Source organism: Microbacterium hibisci (assembly GCF_015278255.1).
GTDB classification, from domain to species: domain Bacteria; phylum Actinomycetota; class Actinomycetes; order Actinomycetales; family Microbacteriaceae; genus Microbacterium; species Microbacterium hibisci.
Genome location: NZ_JADIJC010000001.1, coordinates 782,055 through 797,985 on the forward strand (window position 1 = coordinate 782,055; position 15,931 = coordinate 797,985).

Sequence of the window (15,931 nt, forward strand, 5' to 3'; positions counted from 1 at the left end):
CTCAGACCTCTGCGAGAGCGAGCTCTGCGCGCACCGCGGCCGCGACGACGTCGGCGCCGGCGGGCGACATCACGATCGTGTAGTGGTTGAAGCCGTCGATGCGTTCGTGCTCGACGCCCGGATACGCCGCGAGCAGGCGATCGAGATGCTCCGGCGCGTACAGGCCGGGCCGCTCGTCCTGCAGTCCGCGAGGCACGGTGAGGAGGCGGGACGGATGCCGCAGCCCGGCCAGCGCCGCCGGCAGCGCGTCGCCGGTGTTCATGTCGACGGTGTCGTCGGCGGTCGTGGCGTAGCTCGTCGCCGGCCGGAACGCCCCCTCGCCGTCGTCCACGAGGTCGTAGGCGAGGTAGCGCTCGAGCTCGGGAGTCCAATCGGACGCGAAAGCGGGATGCTTGCGCCAGAAGTCGAGGTACTCCCCCGTGTCCGCGAACCTCATCGACAGCCGCGCCGCCGTCGGTCCGAGGATGCCGGCCACGAGTTCGTCGGCGTCGAGTCCTGCCGGCACATCGAGCGGCAGTCCGCCGTCGACGAGCACGAGGCGCGAGACGCGCTCCGGGTGCAGGTGGGCGAAGACGACGGACACGAATCCGCCCATCGAGTGTCCGACGACAACGGTCTGCGCGATGTCCAGGGAGTCCAGCAGCGCAGCGAGGTCCGCGGCATGCGCCGCCATGCCGGCCACGCCGGCGATGCCGTTGCTGCGCCCTCGGCCGCGGAGGTCGGGCGCCACCACCCGCACACCCGGCAGCCGGTCGACGACGAACGGCCACGCCAGGTGCGACGCCGTGACTCCGTGCACCAGCAGCACGGTCGGCGAATCGGAGTGCGCACCCGTCGGCTCCCAGACGCCCGCGTGCAGCGATCCGCCGTCCACCGGCACGTCGATCGCACGGTAATCGTGGCCGGCCGTGGCCGGAACCGCCTGGTCGCCGCTCATCGGGCCGTCCACCCGCCGTCCATCGTGTAGGACGCGCCGGTGACCATGCCGGCCTTGTCCGACACGAGCCAGCCGGCGAGCGAGGCGACCTCGTCGGCCTCGACGAGGCGCTTGACCGCGCTCTCGGTGAGCATGATCTTCTCGACGACCTCGCTCTCGGGGATGCCGTGCACCTTCGCCTGGTCGGCGATCTGCTTCTCGACAAGAGGGGTCCGCACATAAGCCGGATTGATGCAGTTGCTCGTGACGCCGTGTGCGGCCCCCTCGAGCGCGGTGACCTTCGAAAGCCCCTCGAGTCCGTGCTTGGCGGCGACATACGCGGACTTGAAGGCGCTCGCGCGCAGGCCGTGGGCGCTGGAGATGTTCACCACGCGTCCCCAGCCTCGCTCGTACATCCCCGGGAGAGCGGCGCGGATCAGCAGGAAGGGCGACTCCAGCATGAGGCGGAGGATGAGCCGGAACGCCTCCGGGTCGAACTCCGGAATGGGCGAGACGCGCTGGATGCCCGCGTTGTTCACCAGGATGTCGACGTCGAGCGTCAGGTCGTCGAGCGCGGCGGTGTCGCTGAGGTCGACGGCCCAGGCCTCGCCGCCCACGGCGGTGGCGGCATCCGTCGCCGCCTGCGCATTCAGATCGGCGATGATCACGTGCGCACCGCGCGCCGCGAACTCGTGCGCGCACGCCAGGCCGATGCCGCTCGCGCCGCCGGTGATGAGCGCGCGCCTGCCTCCGAGATCCTGCTCTGCCATCAGGCGTCCTTTCCGCTCGCTCGCGGCGCGAGAGCGTTGTCGATGAACCGGGTCATTCCGGCGAACACCTCGGGGTCGAGCTGCGCAGGCGGCTTGCCGTCGGCGTCGCGCTCCCACAGCAGAAACCGCATGCCGATGAGCTCGCCCATGCCCATGAGCGCCCAGGCGGCGACGGCCGGGTCGAGCTGAGGGTCGACGTCGCCGGTCGTCTGCGCAGCGCGCAGCCCGGCCTCGTAGCCTTCGACGATGCGCGTGTAGTGGGTGCGCAGCACCTCGGGTGAGACGAACTCCGCCTCCCGCACCACCCGGTACAGCGCGGGGTGCTCGGCCGTGAAGCGGAAGAAGCCCGCGAACCCGGCGCGCTCCGCCTCGAGGCGCCCGGATGCCCCCTCCATCGCTTCCGACATCGAGTGGCGCACGCGGCGGTTGAGGTCGAGCACGAGCGCCTCGAAGATCGACTGCTTGCTGTCGAAGTAGAGGTAGAACGTGCCGAGGCCGATGCCGGCGCGCTCGGTGATCTTGACGATGGAGGCCTCGTGGTAGCCCTGGTCGGCGAACACCTGCTCCGCCGCCTCGAGCAGTCGGCGTCGCGTCGCCTCGCCGCGCTTGGTGAGGGGCCGCCCGGTCGCGGAAGACACGAGCTCCTCCTCATGATCGACCAGTTCGTCGGAGATGCTCATCGGGACTCCCCCCTCGTGCGCACGCCGCCGGCGTGCGCGCCGTCCATGTTCGCGCTCTCCCCCGAGCGCTCCATCAGCGCCCGCGCGCGCTCGCGCAGTCGCGACCGGGCCAGCTTCTCGATCGTCGAGCGCGGCAGGGCGTCGACGAACTCCACGTGCACCGGGATCTTGAAGGCCGCGAGATTCCGCCGCGCGTGCGCCAGCACTTCGTCGATCGAAAGGGCCGCACCGGCGACGGGGACCACGAACGCCACGCCGCGCTCGCCCCACACCGGCTCGGGCACGCCGACGACGGCGGCCGCCTCGACGAGCGGGTGCAGGCACAGCGCGTATTCGACCTCCGCCGGCGCGACGTTCTCGCCGCCCGAGATGAAGATGTCTTTCAGGCGGTCGACGACCCGGTAGACGCCCTCGGCATCGCGCGACACCAGGTCGCCGGTGCGCAGCCACTCGCCGCGCATCGCGCGCGCGGTGGCGTCGTCGTCGCCGAGGTAACCGGCGAAGACGCTGGGCCCGCGCACCCACAGCTCGCCCGTGGCCTCGCCGTCGAGCGGCAGCTCCGACACCGGATCGACCACGCGCACCGAGACGTGCGGATACGGACGCCCGACCGCGCCGGGCGCCGCGGACGCCTCCGACGCGGGCAGGTGCAGCACGTTCGGAGCCGCCTCGGTGAGGCCGTACCCCTGGGTCAGCGCGATGCCCCGCGCCGCCCACGCCTCCTGCAGCGAGACCGGCATCGTGGCACCGCCGACGAGCGCGAGACGAAGGGATGAGGCATCCGTCGCCGGCCAATCACGGTCGACGGCGAGCAGCGCGTACTGCGTCGGCACGCCCATCATCGCCGTCACACCGCGCTCGGCGATGAGCTGCAGCACACGCGCCGGCTGGAACGAGCGCTCCAGCACCACGGTCGCCCCCACCCACCACGCAAGCAGCGGCTGGCAGTTCCAGGCTGCGACGTGGAACTGCGGCAGCATCGCGAGCACCACGTCGTCCTGCGTGAGCGGCAGCGCCTGCGCGAGCGCGAGGTTGTTCCAGAAGCAGTTCGCGTGGGTCAGCACGACGCCCTTCGGCGCCGCCTCACTGCCCGACGTGTAGATGATCAGCAGCGGATCGTCGTCGCGCACCGGACGGCGCGTGCGGGGAGGCCGTCGATGCGCAGCGGTCCCCACTGCTTCTCCCTGCGCCGCCGGCGCGTCGCGCGGAGCCTCTCGCGGCGGCGGGCCGGCCTCGACCCCGGTCGTGCCGAGCACCGCGACCGGAGGGGTCCCGTCGGCGATGCGCAGCGCCTCACCGGCCAGCGACGCGTGCTCGTCCTCGATCAGCACCAGCGCCGGCGCCGAGCGGCCGAGCACATCGGCCAGCTCGCGCGGCGTCAGACGCCACGACAGCGGCACGAACGCCAGACCGGCCACCGCGCACGCGAAGAACGCGACCACGTGGTCGGTCGAGTTGCCCGACACCGTCGCGACGCGGTCCCCGGGACCGTAGCCGGCGGCGCGCAGCGCATCGGCGAGTGCCGTCGCGCGTGCCGCCAGCGTCGCGTAGTCGGTGGTCACGCCGCGGTCGTCGATCGCGATGCGCTCCGGCGCCTGCGCGGCGCGGTCGACGATCCAGCGCCCGATGGTGTGGGGGCCGTCGTCGAGGGCGGGGTCGTCGGTCCAGGTCACGCGCGCACCTCGACCGGCGCGTCGGCGGTCTCGGCGGCGTGCTCGGCGTCGTCCAGGCCCCGCAGCGACCCGCGCACCTTCTCGCCGCGACGTCGGCGGACGGCCGCGTCGATGGTGCCGGCGATCCCGCCGGGCAGGAACATCACCACGACGATGAACAGCACGCCCAGGAGGAAGAGCGGCTCCGACAACGGGATGCGCAGCACGTCGGGAAGGCCGGCGATGACCTCGGATCCCGCGAGCACCGTCAGTCGCTGATCCAGCAGCGTGTACAGCACACCGCCCACGATGGCACCCCAGCGGAAGCCGACGCCACCGAGCACGACCATGACGAGCACGGTGATCGTGAGGTCGGCCGAGACGGCGCGCGGCACGGTGCCCGACTGCAGGAGCATGTACGCGACACCCGCGAGGCTCGCGAGCGCGGCGGCGATCACGAACACGATGAGCCGCACGCGGTAGGGCGAGAGCCCCAGCACGCGCACGCGCTGCTCGTTCTCGCGCGTCGCGCGGGCCAGGTGGCCGAGCCGCGAGGTGTCGACCCAGAGCGTGACGAGGTAGACGATCACGAGCACGGCGAGGGTGAACCAGTAGAGGTTGCGCGTGTTGACGACGCCGATCAGGAAGTCCGGCACCTGCTCGGTGTTGAGGCTCAGACCCTCCTCACCGCCGGTCACCTGCGAGTTCCGCCGTACGAGCACCGAGCCCGCCTGCGCGAACGCGAGCGTCACCATCGCGAACGGAATGCCCGAGACCCGCATCGACACGGCACCGGTCACCAGGGCGATGATCATGCCGCCGATCAGGGCGACGAAGATGCCGGGCCACAGCGGCACGCCGAAGTGCTCGAGCGCGATGCCGAGCCCGTAGGCCCCCGCTCCGAAGTACAGGGCGTGCCCGAACGACAGCATGCCGCCCGATCCGAGCAGCAGGTTGTACGACAGCGCGAGCGCGGCGAACACCATGCACAGTGACAGGAGAGCGAGGGTGCCCGCCATGTACGTGGGCGTCGGAAGGATCCCGGGCAGCGAGAGGTTGAGCAGCGGCAGCATCGCCATCAGGACGACCAGTGCCGCACCGATCACGACCGGGACGAGTCGACGGATGCCGGAGTCCGAACGCTCTACCGGTCCCCGAGCCTGTCGAAGGGTCATGCCTTCCTCCCGAGGAGTCCGGTCGGACGCACCAGCAGCACGAGTGCCAGCAGGATGACCACGATGAAGTCGCCGGTGCCGCCGAGGTAGAAGTTCGCGAACTGCTGGAGCACCGCGACGAGGACCGAGGCGACGGCAGCTCCCGTGAGCGAGCCGAGGCCGCCGACGACGGTGACGATGAACGCGAAGATGAGCAGCGTCTGCCCGAGGTGGGCCGAGACGAAGGTCGAGTAGTGCATGGCGAGCACGCCGCCGATGCCTGCCGCCGCGCCGCCGATCGCGAAGACCAGGGTGAACGAGCGTCGCACGTCGATCCCGAGCGCCGTCACCATCGACCGGTTCTCGACGCCGGCCCGGATGATCATGCCGTACCGCGTCTTCTGCAGGAACAGCACGAGCGCCGCGAGCACCAGGACGGCGGCGATCATCAGCACCCAGTACGTGTTCGGGATGCGTGCGCCGAGCACCTCGGTGGTCTGCTTCAGCCACGCCGGCCCCGAGATGTGGATGGGGTCGGTGCCCCAGATGCCCTCGAAGAGCGCCACCGCGGCGAACGAGAGTCCGACGGTGACGAGCACCTGCTCGATGTGACGCTCGTACAGCGGGCGGATGAGCACGAGCTCGGTGAGCGTCGCGAACACCGCGCCGACGGCGGCTCCGACGAGAACCGACAGCAGGAAGGAGCCCCACGAGTCGGTGCCCACCGCCTGCGCGACCATGAAGCCCATGAACGCGCTGAGGGTCAGGAATGCGCCGTGCGCGAAGTTCAGCACGTGCATGAGGCCGTAGATCAGGCTCAGCCCGCTCGCGACGAGGAAGTAGAGGGCGCCGAGGCCGACGCCGGTGATGAGGGTGAGGACGAGGGTGCTCATGCAGCGTGCTCCACGTGGACGCCGAGGAGGCGGCGGGTGAGGTCTTCGTCGTCGAGGAGCTCGCGGGCCTTGCCGACATGCGCGACGCGGCCGCCGGCGATGACGACGGCGTCGTCGGCGAGTCGGCGGACGACCTCGAGGTTCTGCTCGACGAGGAGGATCGGAACGGTCTTCGAGGCCTCCTGCAGCGCGTCGGCCACCTCGCCCACGATCTTCGGGGCGAGACCCTTGGTCGGCTCGTCGACCAGGAGGAGCCGGTTGTCGTTCAGCAGCGCCCGCGCGACCGACACCATCTGCTGCTGACCGCCCGAGAGCGTGCCGGCCTGCTGATCGCGTCGCGCGACGAGGTCGGGGAAGAGCTCGGCGACGAACTCCCGCCGCGGGTTCTTCTGCCGCTCGGCGAGGGCGAGGTTCTCGGCGACGGTGAGCTTCGAGAAGACCTCGCGGTCCTCGGGGACGTAGCCGACGCCGCGCCGCACGATGCGGTGCGTCGCGAGTCCGTCGATCCGCTCACCCGCCAGGCGCACCTCGCCGCGACGCGAGATGAGCCCGAGGATGCCGCGAAGCGTCGAGGTCTTCCCGACGCCGTTGCGCCCGAGGACGGCGGTGATGCCGGTCGCGGGGACGTCGAACGAGACGTCCTCGACGACCTGCTGCCCGGCGATGGTGCAGCGCATGTTCCTCACCGTGAGGATGGCGGATGCCGCGGCCGCGGCCTCTGCGGCGCTCATGCGGCCTCCGTCCCGGCGGATCCGGTGCCGAGGTAGGCGCTCTGCACCAGGGGGTTCTCCATGATCCGCTGCGGGGTGTCGTAGGCGATGATCGTGCCGAAGTACATGACGGCGACCTTCTCGACGAGGCCCATCAGCACATCGATGTGGTGCTCGACCATCAGGAGCGTGCAGCCCTTCTCGCGCTGCATCTCGCGGATGTTCTCGACGAGCCCGGGCACGTCGCCCGAGGCGACGCCCGCCATCGGCTCGTCCAGCAGCACGATGCTCGCCTCCGTAGCCAGCAGCACCGCGATCTCGAGCTTGCGCTTGTCGCCGTGCGAGATGTCGCCGGCCAGCGCCTCGCGCATGTGGCCGAGTCCGACCACCTCGAGCTTCTCGAGAGCCACTTCCGTTGCGGCATCCGTCCGCCGCGGGAACCGCAGCAGCGAGCCCGAGCCGCCGAGCGAGACCTGCGCGGCCAGTCGCACGTTCTCGAGCACCGACAGCTTCGGGAAGAGGCTCGACGTCTGGAAGGTGCGGCCCAGTCCCGCCCGCGCCCGCGCCGGCACCGACGCCGTCGTGATATCTCGGTCGTCCAGCACGACGCGGCCGGCGGTGGGCTTCATGAGCCCGGAGATCACGTTGAAGAGCGTGGTCTTGCCGGCGCCGTTGGGACCGATGACGCCCACGAGGGAGCCGGCGGCGACGTCGAGCTCGACGTCCTCGAGGATCGTCGCGCCGCCGATCTGCAGGCCGAGGCCTTCGATCCTCAGCGGTGAGCCGCGGCGCGCGGCCTCCGCCGAGAACGCAGGCGGCACCGGCGCGGACGGGACTGGATTGTTCATGTGCTCGCGGGGTTCCCGGTCACTCGGCCTCGGCCGGCGCGACCTCGTCGGCAGCGACGGTGTCGACGAGTTCGGGCACGAACGAGCCGTCCTTGGCGACGAGCTTCGCCTGGTACATCTCCTGGATCAGGGCGTGGTCGCTCTCGCGCACCGTCATGGTGCCCTTCGGACCCTCGAACTCGAAGCCTTCGAGAGCGGAGACCATGGCGTCGACGTCGCCCTTGCCCTCCTGGATCGCGTGGACGATCATGATCGCCGCGTTGAACCCGTCGGGGCTGAAGAGATCGGGGGTGCCACCGGCTTCTTCGATCGCCTCGACCATCGCGGTGTTGACGTCGTTGCCGGGCGCGCCCGGGAAGTAGTGGTTGAGGAAGTTGATCTTCTCGGAGGCCTCGCCGTAGGCGCCGAACGTCGCGGCGTCGCCCAGGCCGGTGACGACGGGGATCTCGTCGAGCACGCCCTGCTGGCTCATCGCCTGCCACATCGCACCCGACGTTGCGCCTGCCCACGCGACGAACACGAGGTCGGGCGCGCCGGCGAGGACCTGCTGCGCGAAGGGCGTGAACTCGGTCGCGTCCTCGGCGACGAGCACCGACTCGACGGTCGCGCCCTTGCCGCCCAGGATCGCCTGGACGGCCGCGACATTGCCCTGGCCGAATGCGTTGTCCTGCGCGAACACGGTGACCTTCTTGCCCTCGATGTCATCGAGGAAGGTGCCCGCGGTGGCGACGTCCTGGGCGCTCTGGCGGCCCGAGCGGAACGTGTACTCGTTGATGCCGGTGACAGCGTCGGCAGCGGCGGGGCCCGAGATGTAGAGCACCTTGTTCTGGGCGGCCTGTTCCGCGACCGCCAGCGCGACGCCCGACGACGCGGTGCCGGCGATGATGTTCACGCCCTCGCCGATGAGCTCCTTGACCGCGGTGACGGCCTTGTCGGGGTCGCCGGCGTCGTCACGGTTCTCGACCGTGATGGTCGTGCCGTCGATCTCGCCGGTGCCGTCGGTGGCGTAGTCGAGTCCGGCCTCGAACGCGTCGAGGTACTGCTTGCCGTAGCCGGCGAGCGGACCGGACTCGCTCGTGACGATGCCGACGGTGACCTCGGCGGGGCCGCCGCCGTCGGTCGCCTCGCCGGACGGCGTCTCGGCGGTCGGCGCGCAGGACGCCAGGGCGAGCGCTGCCGTGACGACCACGGAGCCCAGGAGCAACTTCTTCGTAACCCGCATGTGCGTGCCTTTCCCCATTGGAAGGATCTGGTGCGCTGAACCGGTGCTTCGATCCCAAACATGAGATCCGATTCAGGTTCTTGCAATCTAGGAAACAGATGCGGTCGCGGTCAAGTCGGCGCGACCGCCGCGCCGGGCCCGTTACCGAATCGGAACGTCGGCCCGATTTGGATACCTCCGATATATATCTCAGGTATGCTTCTCTGGTGACCCGCGATCAAGACATCGAGACCCTGATCGTCGCCGCGCACGCACTCACCCGCGTCGCGGCGCTCGAGACAGCCAATGAGACCCCGGCCGCCCAATGGCGGACGCTCACGATCCTGCGCGACCACGGCGCGCTGCGCATCGGCGAACTCGCCCGCCTCAGCCGCGTGACGCAGCCGGGCATGACGCGCCTGGTCGGCCAGATGGCCGACCAGGGACTCGTGGAGAAGACGACGGATGCCGCGGACTCGCGCGCGACCGTCGTCGAGGTCACCGGGCCGGGACTCGAGGCGCTCCAGACGTGGATGCGGCAGCTCACGGCCGCTCTCGCACCCCACTTCGACGACCTCGAACCCGAGGAGTGGGACGCGCTGCGGACCACGGCATCCGTCCTCATGCGCAAGCTCGACCGCTCGCGCACCGCGGCGTCGGCCACCGCCGAGGAGGTCGCCCGGTGAGCGCGCACGGACACAGCACCGGGTCGGTATGGCGCCAGCCCGCGCAGGTCTGGGCCGTCGCGTTCGCCTGCGTCGTCGCGTTCATGGGCATCGGCCTGGTCGACCCGATCCTCCCCGCGATCGCCGAGTCGCTCGCAGCGAGCCCGGTGCAGACGGAGTTGCTTTTCACGAGCTACCTGCTGGTCACGGGCCTCGCGATGCTCGTCACCAGCTGGATCTCGAGTCGCATCGGCGCGAAGGCCACGCTGCTGATCGGACTCGGCCTGATCGTCGTGTTCGCACTGCTGTGCGCGCTGAGCGGCAGCGTCGACGCGATCATCGGCTTCCGCGCCGGCTGGGGCCTCGGCAACGCGCTGTTCATCTCGACGGCTCTCGCGACAATCGTCGGCGCGGCGTCGGGGGGAAGCGGCGCCGCCATCGTGCTGTACGAGGCGGCCCTGGGCCTCGGCATCGCCGTGGGTCCGCTCCTCGGCGGCCTGCTCGGCGAGGTGAGCTGGCGGGGGCCGTTCTTCGGTGTCGTGGCCCTGATGGCGATCGCCTTCGTGGCCGTGCTGGTGCTGCTGCGCGGAACCGGTGAGAAGCCGGCGCCGGTGAAGCTGTCGGCGCCGTTCCAGGCGCTGCGCATCCCTTCGCTTGCGGTGCTCGCCGTGACGGCGCTGTTCTACAACATCGGCTTCTTCGTGCTGCTCGCCTTCTCGCCGTTCCCGCTCGGATTCGGGGCCATGGGCATCGGCCTGACCTTCTTCGGCTGGGGCGTCGCCCTCGCGATCACGAGCGTCTGGGTCGCACCCCTCCTGATGCGCTTCCTGGCGCGCACGACCGTCATGCTGCTGACGCTGCCGCTGCTCGCGATCGACCTGGTCATCGCGGGAATCCTGGTAGATGACGCCAGGGCGCTCGTGTTCTGCATCATCGTCGGCGGCCTGCTCCTCGGCGTCATGAACACGGTCCTCACGGAGTCGGTCATGGAGGCCACAGACCTCCCCCGCTCCGTCGCCTCGTCGTCGTACTCCGCCGTGCGGTTCTTGGGTGGGGCGGCCGCTCCGCCGCTCGCCGCGTGGCTGTGGCACGCCTACGGCCCGACGGTGCCGTACGTCTTCGCCGCGGCATCTGTCCTCATCGCGACAGCGACGATCCTCTTCGGACGACGCGCGCTCGCCCGCATCGACGAGCGGGAAGCGGATGCCGCCGACGAGGCCGCCGCGGTGCTCGTGGGCGACGCCGCCTGACGCCGGTGGTCAGTCGGACTCTTCGGCGAGGCGCTGGGCGTCACCCGATTCGAAGACGATGCCGGCGAACTCGGTGAGTCCCAGTTCCTGCTCGAAGACGCCGCCGCTCTGCGGCACATACGCGACATCGAAGCTGGTGGCCCCGTTTTCGCCGTAGTCGGCCGGCTCGCCTTCGTAGAAGTTGATGGTCGTCTTGAACCGGGAGGTCGCCCGGTCGGCTGCCAGGACCGGGGCGATCTCGCGCACGGTGTGCAGGAGCGATTCCTCGCCGGTCTGCTCGACGTACAGGTCGATGTTCACCTGCGTCTCCCACGGGAAGTTGGAGTGCTGGGGCGACGCGGTGGCCGCCGTCACGTTTTCGACGGCGGCGAGCTCGCTCTCGACCGCGCTGAGGTCGGGATCCGGTGCGCAGGCGACCAGGGCGACCGAGGCCGTCGCGACCAGGAACGCCGTCACGGTCGCGCGCACCGTCGTGCGGCTCGTGCTGACCGGTGTGCCGCGGAATCGGATTGTAGAAGCTGACATCGTGGCCCACCCTATCGAGCGGCCAGCCGGCGCTTGTCGTTCTCGGGTGGGCGGCGCCTACCCTCCCGGTAGAGCACCCAGCTCATGCGATTCTCGCCTTCCTGCGCGACGACGACAGCCGAAAAGAGCCGCCTCGCGCACGCATGTGCAGGAGGCGGCTCTTCGTGATGGTGCACCCCCAGGGACTTGAACCCTGAACCCACTGATTAAGAGTCAGTTGCTCTGCCGATTGAGCTAGAGGTGCGTTGTTCACTACGAGGCGAACGAGGATCAACATTAGCATCACGATCGCGTCTCATGAAATCGAGGCGGGAACCTCCCCGGCTATCCTTGATCCCGTGACCTCCCCTCGCTCCGCGTCGACGTTCGACACGCCGTTCGAGGGGGACCTCGAGGCCGACCTCGAACTGGCTCTGCGCCTGGCGGATGCCGCGGATGCGGCATCCATGTCCCGCTTCGATGCCGCCGATCTCGACGTGCGCCTGAAGGCCGACGCGAGCCACGTCACGGAGGCGGATCTGGCCACCGAGCGCGCGATCCGCGCGCTGCTCGAGACCGAGCGTCCGGGCGACGGGATCTTCGGCGAGGAGTTCGGGATCACCGGCGATTCGGCTCGGCAGTGGATCATCGACCCGATCGACGGCACCGCGAACTACCTCAAAGGCATCCCGATGTGGTCGACCCTCATCGCGCTCGCGATCGACGGCGTTCCGCGCGTCGGGGTCGTGAGCCAGCCCGCGATCGGCCGCCGCTGGTGGGCCGCCACCGGGCACGGGGCGTGGACGAACACGCCCGCCGGCGCACCCCGGCCCCTCGCCGTGTCGGCCGTCGACGCGATCGGCGACTCGAGCGTGAGCTTCCAGAGCATCGGCCAATGGCGCGACGCCGGCAAGCTCGATGCGCTCGAGCGCCTGACGTCGTCGGTGTGGCGCGACCGCGGCTACGGCGACGCCTGGCCCTACATGCTCCTCGCCGAAGGGCGCCTGGAGTTCGTCGCCGAGTTCGGCGTCAAGGAGTACGACCTCGCCGCGCACGTCCCGATCGTCATCGAGGCCGGCGGCCGCTTCACGTCGTTCGACGGCGTCGACTCCCTGTCGGAGCGCTCATCGCTCGCGACCAATCGCGTGCTCCACGACGCCTACCTCGACCTGCTCCATTCCGCCTGACACCCCGACCGCCTCCCATCCCCCACGGAGACCCTCGATGCCCGCCCCTCGCATCCTCGGCGCTGCTGCCGTCCTCGTCCTGTCCGCGGTGATCCTGTCGGCCTGCGCCGGCTCGCCCGAAGCCGCGCCCGAGCCGACGGGAAACGCCCAGACCCCGACCGCCGCCGCCCCGGGGCCCACCGCGACGCCCGAGCCCGAGCCCGCGTCGACAGAGAAGCCGACCTGCGAGACGATCATCAGCGCGTCCGTCGTCGCCGAGTTCGAGCGCCTCGGCTGGACGGCGCAGGAGTCCCCCCTCTACATCGGCAGCACCGAGATGGCCGACGGCCTGCAGTGCATGTGGGCCGACTTCCAGGGCCCTGCGGGCGACCACGGGCAGATGTACGGCTGGGCGCCGATCTCGGAGTCCGAGGCGACCGAGACCCAGGAGGAGCTCGTGGCGCAGGGATGGCTGCGAGAAGACGACGACCCGACGGGCGTGTACATCACCGAGAGCGCCGAGACCGCGATCGCGACGGATGCCGAGGGCTACGGCATGACCTATCTCTTCGGTGAAGGCCACGTGAAGGTCGCCGACACGAAGCAGAATCTGCTGCTGATCGAGTGGCCGAGGGGCTGAACTCGGCGCACGGCGGCAGGGAGTCCTGGCCTCGTCGCGTGACCGCGTAGGCTCGATCCTCATGGCGATCGGCGCGACGATGCACACCTTCGATATCCAGCTGGCCGACGTCGATCGCGGCGTCTATGAGGATCTGTCGGTGCGCCTGGCACGGCATCCGTCCGAGACCGACGCCTTCATGCTCACGCGCGTGCTCGCGTACTGCCTCGAGTACGAGGAGGGCATCGCGTTCAGCGAGGGCATCTCGGCGACCGACGAGCCCGCGGTTCTGGTGCGTGACCTGACCGGCGCGCTCGTCGCGTGGATCGAAGTGGGAGCTCCGGATGCCGCGCGCCTGCACACCGGAAGCCTCCAGGCCTCTCGCGTCGCGGTGTACACCCAGCGCGACCCCGCGAAGGTCGCGCCGCTGTGGGCGGGCAAGCGCATCCATCGTGCGGAGCAGATCCCGCTGTACAGCTTCGACCCGGGCTTCTTCGACGCGGCGACCAGCCCGCTCGAGCGACGCAACACGATGACCGCCTCGATCACCGAGCGTCGCCTGTATCTCGACCTCAACGGCTCGTCGTTCGAATCCGACATCCACGAGGTGCCTGCGGGGTAGCCGAGGGCGCGGTCAGGCGCAGCGTGGCCACGCGCAGCGCAGTCGGGCGGAGCGCGGTCAGGCGCAGCGCTGTCCCGTGCACCGTAGGCACGCGCAGTGCAGTAGGACGGAGCGCGGTCAGCCGGGCAGGAAGTTATCCCGCGCCAGCGGCGCGATCTCGAGTTCGCCCGCGTCGGCGCGCGCCACCCAGCGCAGCTCCTCGATCTCGGCGGAGATGACGGGGACCTGATCGCCGATCGCCACCTCGAACACGTCCGCCACGACGAGGAAGCCCGGCTCGTTGGCCGCCGCGGCCGTGAACAGCCCCAAGGGCTGCAGCTCAGCCGCGTCGACCGCGAGCCCCAGCTCTTCGAGCAGCTCCCGGCTCAGCGTCTCGCGCGGGCTCTCCCCCGGCTCGGGCTTGCCGCCGGGCTGCATGAACGCCGTCGTGCCAGCCTTGCGCACGAGAAGCAGCTCGTCCTGGTCGTTCACGATGACGGCGGCGGACACACGGATGCTGCCCGTCGTCGCCCCGGCCGGGTTGGAGGTGCTCACGAAGGCACGCTAACAGGAAGCGCGGATGCGTCCCGGCGTAGAATCACGTGTGCTTCCCGATTCCCCCGCTCCCTCCGACCTGCCGCCGAGCGGCATCGACCCGGACGACCTGGCGACCACCCTCCGTGTGCTCGGCAACATGGCGGGCGTCGACGAGACGCACCCCGACTACATCGCCGTCCGCCGAGCGACCGCCGCGATGTTCAAGGCCGTGAAGAAGGAGCGTCGTCGCGAGATCCGGGAGGCGATCGCCGCCGCCGACCGCGCCGTCGTCGCCGCCACGGCCACCGGCGCGCCCGACCGGATCGACGACGAGACGCGCGGCATCCCGATCTCGAGCTCCACCACCGCTCCCACGGCCGGCACCCTGCTCAAACCGCGCGCCTGCTACATCTGCAAGCAGCCATACACGCTCGTCGACGCGTTCTACCACCAGCTCTGCCCGACGTGCGCGGCGATGAGCCACGCCAAGCGCGAGGCGCGCACCGACCTCACCGGCAAGCGCGCGCTGCTCACCGGCGGCCGCGCGAAGATCGGCATGTACATCGCGCTGCGTCTGCTGCGCGACGGTGCCCACACGACGATCACGACCCGCTTCCCGCGCGATGCGGTGCGCCGCTTCAGCAGTCTGCCCGACGCGCCGGAGTGGATCGATCGCCTCAAGATCATCGGCATCGACTTGCGTGATCCGGCTCAGGTGATCGGCCTGGCGGAGGATGTCGCGGCAGCGGGCTCACTCGACATCCTCATCAACAACGCGACGCAGACCGTGCGCCGCTCACCGGGGGCGTACCAGCCGCTCGTCGACGCCGAGCTCGCGCCGCTGCCGGATGGCCCGCTGCCCGAACTGGTCACCTTCGGCCACACGAACGACCGCCACCCGCAGGCGCTCGAGCGCTCCGTGACCGCCCACCCGATCCTCGCGGCCGCCGCGGCACGCGCGGAGGAGCTGACCGAGCAGGCGATGGCGGCAGGTTCGAGTTCGCTGGAGCGCCTCGCCGCGGGCACCGCGATCGACGCCGGCGGACTCATCCCCGACCTCGACCACACCAACTCGTGGGTGCAGAGCGTCGACGAGGTCGATCCGCTCGAGATGCTCGAGGTGCAGCTGGCGAACACGACCGCGCCCTTCCTTCTCGTGTCGAAGCTGCGCGCCTCGATGGCCGCGAGTCCCGCGAGGCGCACGTACGTCGTGAACGTGAGTGCGATGGAGGGCGTGTTCAACCGCGGCTACAAAGGGCCGGGGCATCCGCACACCAACATGGCCAAGGCCGCCGTCAACATGCTCACGCGCACGAGCGCACGGGAGCTCTTCGAGACCGACCGGATCCTGATGACGAGCGTCGACACCGGCTGGATCACCGACGAGCGCCCGCACCCGACCAAGGTGCGACTCGCTGAAGAGGGCTTTCACGCTCCCCTCGACCTCGTCGACGGCGCCGCGCGCGTCTACGATCCGATCGTTCGCGGCGAGGCCGGCGAGGACCTCTTCGGCGTCTTCCTCAAGGACTACTCCCCCGGCGCATGGTGAACCTCCCCGAGCCGGGTCGTCGCGTCGTGGTCCGCTACCTGCTGCCGACGGGCCAGGCGACCGACGCTCTCGGCGAGCTGCTGAGCGCCGATGCCGAGACCGTGGTCGTGGACGGCAAGCGCGGGGTCGAGCGCATCCCGCGCGGCGCGATCATCGCCGCGAAGGAAGTGCCCCCGCCTCCGGCCCCGCGAGCCCCGCGCCGGTAGCCGGCGTCCT

18 protein-coding genes and 1 tRNA gene are annotated in these 15,931 nt (G+C 70.4%); 7 read left to right on the top strand and 12 right to left on the bottom strand.

The window, feature by feature from the left end:
• Position 1: 1 nt before the first annotated feature.
• From IM770_RS03690 to IM770_RS03730, 9 genes are read right to left on the bottom strand one after another with little or no spacing between them, the layout of a single operon-like run.
• Positions 2-937, bottom strand: a complete 936-nt coding sequence (locus tag IM770_RS03690) for an alpha/beta fold hydrolase (RefSeq protein ID WP_203579735.1) — start codon at positions 935-937, stop codon at positions 2-4.
• Positions 934-1,686 (bottom strand): 3-hydroxybutyrate dehydrogenase, encoded by a 753-nt coding sequence (locus tag IM770_RS03695; protein ID WP_203579736.1) that lies wholly within the window; start codon positions 1,684-1,686, stop codon positions 934-936. The genes IM770_RS03690 and IM770_RS03695 overlap by 4 nt, the downstream gene beginning before the upstream one ends.
• A complete protein-coding gene (locus tag IM770_RS03700) occupies positions 1,686-2,366 on the bottom strand; it encodes a TetR/AcrR family transcriptional regulator (protein WP_203579737.1) in 681 nt (226 codons plus the stop codon). The genes IM770_RS03695 and IM770_RS03700 overlap by 1 nt, the downstream gene beginning before the upstream one ends.
• Positions 2,363-4,039, bottom strand: a complete 1,677-nt coding sequence (locus IM770_RS03705; protein WP_203579738.1) for a class I adenylate-forming enzyme family protein — start codon at positions 4,037-4,039, stop codon at positions 2,363-2,365. The genes IM770_RS03700 and IM770_RS03705 overlap by 4 nt, the downstream gene beginning before the upstream one ends.
• On the bottom strand, positions 4,036-5,193 hold the full coding sequence (locus tag IM770_RS03710) for a branched-chain amino acid ABC transporter permease (protein WP_203579739.1): 1,158 nt from the start codon (positions 5,191-5,193) through the stop codon (positions 4,036-4,038). Before IM770_RS03710 ends, IM770_RS03705 begins: the two co-directional genes overlap by 4 nt.
• Complete coding sequence (locus IM770_RS03715) at positions 5,190-6,065, bottom strand: branched-chain amino acid ABC transporter permease (RefSeq protein WP_203579740.1); 876 nt, start codon at positions 6,063-6,065, stop codon at positions 5,190-5,192. The genes IM770_RS03710 and IM770_RS03715 overlap by 4 nt, the downstream gene beginning before the upstream one ends.
• On the bottom strand, positions 6,062-6,796 hold the full coding sequence (locus IM770_RS03720; RefSeq protein ID WP_203579741.1) for an ABC transporter ATP-binding protein: 735 nt from the start codon (positions 6,794-6,796) through the stop codon (positions 6,062-6,064). Before IM770_RS03720 ends, IM770_RS03715 begins: the two co-directional genes overlap by 4 nt.
• A complete protein-coding gene (locus IM770_RS03725; protein ID WP_239065620.1) occupies positions 6,793-7,623 on the bottom strand; it encodes an ABC transporter ATP-binding protein in 831 nt (276 codons plus the stop codon). The genes IM770_RS03720 and IM770_RS03725 overlap by 4 nt, the downstream gene beginning before the upstream one ends.
• A gap of 19 nt (positions 7,624-7,642) precedes the next feature.
• Positions 7,643-8,845, bottom strand: coding sequence for a substrate-binding domain-containing protein (locus IM770_RS03730; RefSeq protein WP_203579742.1), 1,203 nt, complete (start codon positions 8,843-8,845; stop codon positions 7,643-7,645).
• Between the two features lie 206 nt (positions 8,846-9,051).
• Between IM770_RS03730 and IM770_RS03735 the strand changes: the two genes are divergently transcribed.
• Positions 9,052-9,510, top strand: a complete 459-nt coding sequence (locus IM770_RS03735; protein ID WP_203579743.1) for a MarR family winged helix-turn-helix transcriptional regulator — start codon at positions 9,052-9,054, stop codon at positions 9,508-9,510.
• Complete coding sequence (locus IM770_RS03740) at positions 9,507-10,739, top strand: MFS transporter (protein ID WP_203579744.1); 1,233 nt, start codon at positions 9,507-9,509, stop codon at positions 10,737-10,739. The genes IM770_RS03735 and IM770_RS03740 overlap by 4 nt, the downstream gene beginning before the upstream one ends.
• Before the next feature lie 9 nt (positions 10,740-10,748).
• On the opposite strand, the gene IM770_RS03745 is transcribed toward IM770_RS03740, so the two are convergent.
• Together IM770_RS03745 and IM770_RS03750 are read right to left on the bottom strand one after the other, a co-directional pair.
• A complete protein-coding gene (locus IM770_RS03745) occupies positions 10,749-11,264 on the bottom strand; it encodes a hypothetical protein (RefSeq protein ID WP_203579745.1) in 516 nt (171 codons plus the stop codon).
• Positions 11,265-11,432: 168 nt separating this feature from the next.
• Positions 11,433-11,508: transfer RNA gene (locus tag IM770_RS03750), tRNA-Lys, on the bottom strand.
• Between the two features lie 94 nt (positions 11,509-11,602).
• Here IM770_RS03750 and IM770_RS03755 point away from each other — a divergent pair.
• From IM770_RS03755 to IM770_RS03765, 3 genes are all read left to right on the top strand, one after another.
• Complete coding sequence (locus tag IM770_RS03755; RefSeq protein WP_203579746.1) at positions 11,603-12,430, top strand: inositol monophosphatase family protein; 828 nt, start codon at positions 11,603-11,605, stop codon at positions 12,428-12,430.
• Positions 12,431-12,467: 37 nt separating this feature from the next.
• Positions 12,468-13,049, top strand: coding sequence for a hypothetical protein (locus IM770_RS03760; RefSeq protein ID WP_203579747.1), 582 nt, complete (start codon positions 12,468-12,470; stop codon positions 13,047-13,049).
• Positions 13,050-13,110: 61 nt separating this feature from the next.
• Positions 13,111-13,650, top strand: coding sequence for a YaeQ family protein (locus IM770_RS03765; protein WP_203579748.1), 540 nt, complete (start codon positions 13,111-13,113; stop codon positions 13,648-13,650).
• A 117-nt stretch (positions 13,651-13,767) separates the two neighbouring features.
• On the opposite strand, the gene IM770_RS03770 is transcribed toward IM770_RS03765, so the two are convergent.
• A complete protein-coding gene (locus tag IM770_RS03770; RefSeq protein WP_307785364.1) occupies positions 13,768-14,184 on the bottom strand; it encodes an NUDIX hydrolase in 417 nt (138 codons plus the stop codon).
• Positions 14,185-14,209: 25 nt separating this feature from the next.
• Here IM770_RS03770 and IM770_RS03775 point away from each other — a divergent pair, with 25 nt between their 5' ends.
• Both IM770_RS03775 and IM770_RS03780 read left to right on the top strand, forming a co-directional pair.
• Positions 14,210-15,715, top strand: a complete 1,506-nt coding sequence (locus IM770_RS03775) for an SDR family oxidoreductase (RefSeq protein ID WP_203579749.1) — start codon at positions 14,210-14,212, stop codon at positions 15,713-15,715.
• The gene (locus IM770_RS03780; protein ID WP_203579750.1) at positions 15,709-15,921 is read left to right on the top strand and encodes a putative acetyltransferase; all 213 of its coding nucleotides are present in this window, start codon (positions 15,709-15,711) and stop codon (positions 15,919-15,921) included. Before IM770_RS03775 ends, IM770_RS03780 begins: the two co-directional genes overlap by 7 nt.
• Positions 15,922-15,931: the final 10 nt, after the last annotated feature.

Coding starts and splice junctions, on each gene's coding strand:
- IM770_RS03690 (WP_203579735.1), bottom strand. CDS start 937: ATGAGCGGCGACCAGGCGGTTCCGGCCACGGCCGGCCACGATTACCGT.
- IM770_RS03695 (WP_203579736.1), bottom strand. CDS start 1,686: ATGGCAGAGCAGGATCTCGGAGGCAGGCGCGCGCTCATCACCGGCGGC.
- IM770_RS03700 (WP_203579737.1), bottom strand. CDS start 2,366: ATGAGCATCTCCGACGAACTGGTCGATCATGAGGAGGAGCTCGTGTCT.
- IM770_RS03710 (WP_203579739.1), bottom strand. CDS start 5,193: ATGACCCTTCGACAGGCTCGGGGACCGGTAGAGCGTTCGGACTCCGGC.
- IM770_RS03715 (WP_203579740.1), bottom strand. CDS start 6,065: ATGAGCACCCTCGTCCTCACCCTCATCACCGGCGTCGGCCTCGGCGCC.
- IM770_RS03720 (WP_203579741.1), bottom strand. CDS start 6,796: ATGAGCGCCGCAGAGGCCGCGGCCGCGGCATCCGCCATCCTCACGGTG.
- IM770_RS03725 (WP_239065620.1), bottom strand. CDS start 7,623: ATGAACAATCCAGTCCCGTCCGCGCCGGTGCCGCCTGCGTTCTCGGCG.
- IM770_RS03730 (WP_203579742.1), bottom strand. CDS start 8,845: ATGCGGGTTACGAAGAAGTTGCTCCTGGGCTCCGTGGTCGTCACGGCA.
- IM770_RS03745 (WP_203579745.1), bottom strand. CDS start 11,264: ATGTCAGCTTCTACAATCCGATTCCGCGGCACACCGGTCAGCACGAGC.
- IM770_RS03760 (WP_203579747.1), top strand. CDS start 12,468: ATGCCCGCCCCTCGCATCCTCGGCGCTGCTGCCGTCCTCGTCCTGTCC.
- IM770_RS03765 (WP_203579748.1), top strand. CDS start 13,111: ATGGCGATCGGCGCGACGATGCACACCTTCGATATCCAGCTGGCCGAC.
- IM770_RS03775 (WP_203579749.1), top strand. CDS start 14,210: ATGCGTCCCGGCGTAGAATCACGTGTGCTTCCCGATTCCCCCGCTCCC.
- IM770_RS03780 (WP_203579750.1), top strand. CDS start 15,709: ATGGTGAACCTCCCCGAGCCGGGTCGTCGCGTCGTGGTCCGCTACCTG.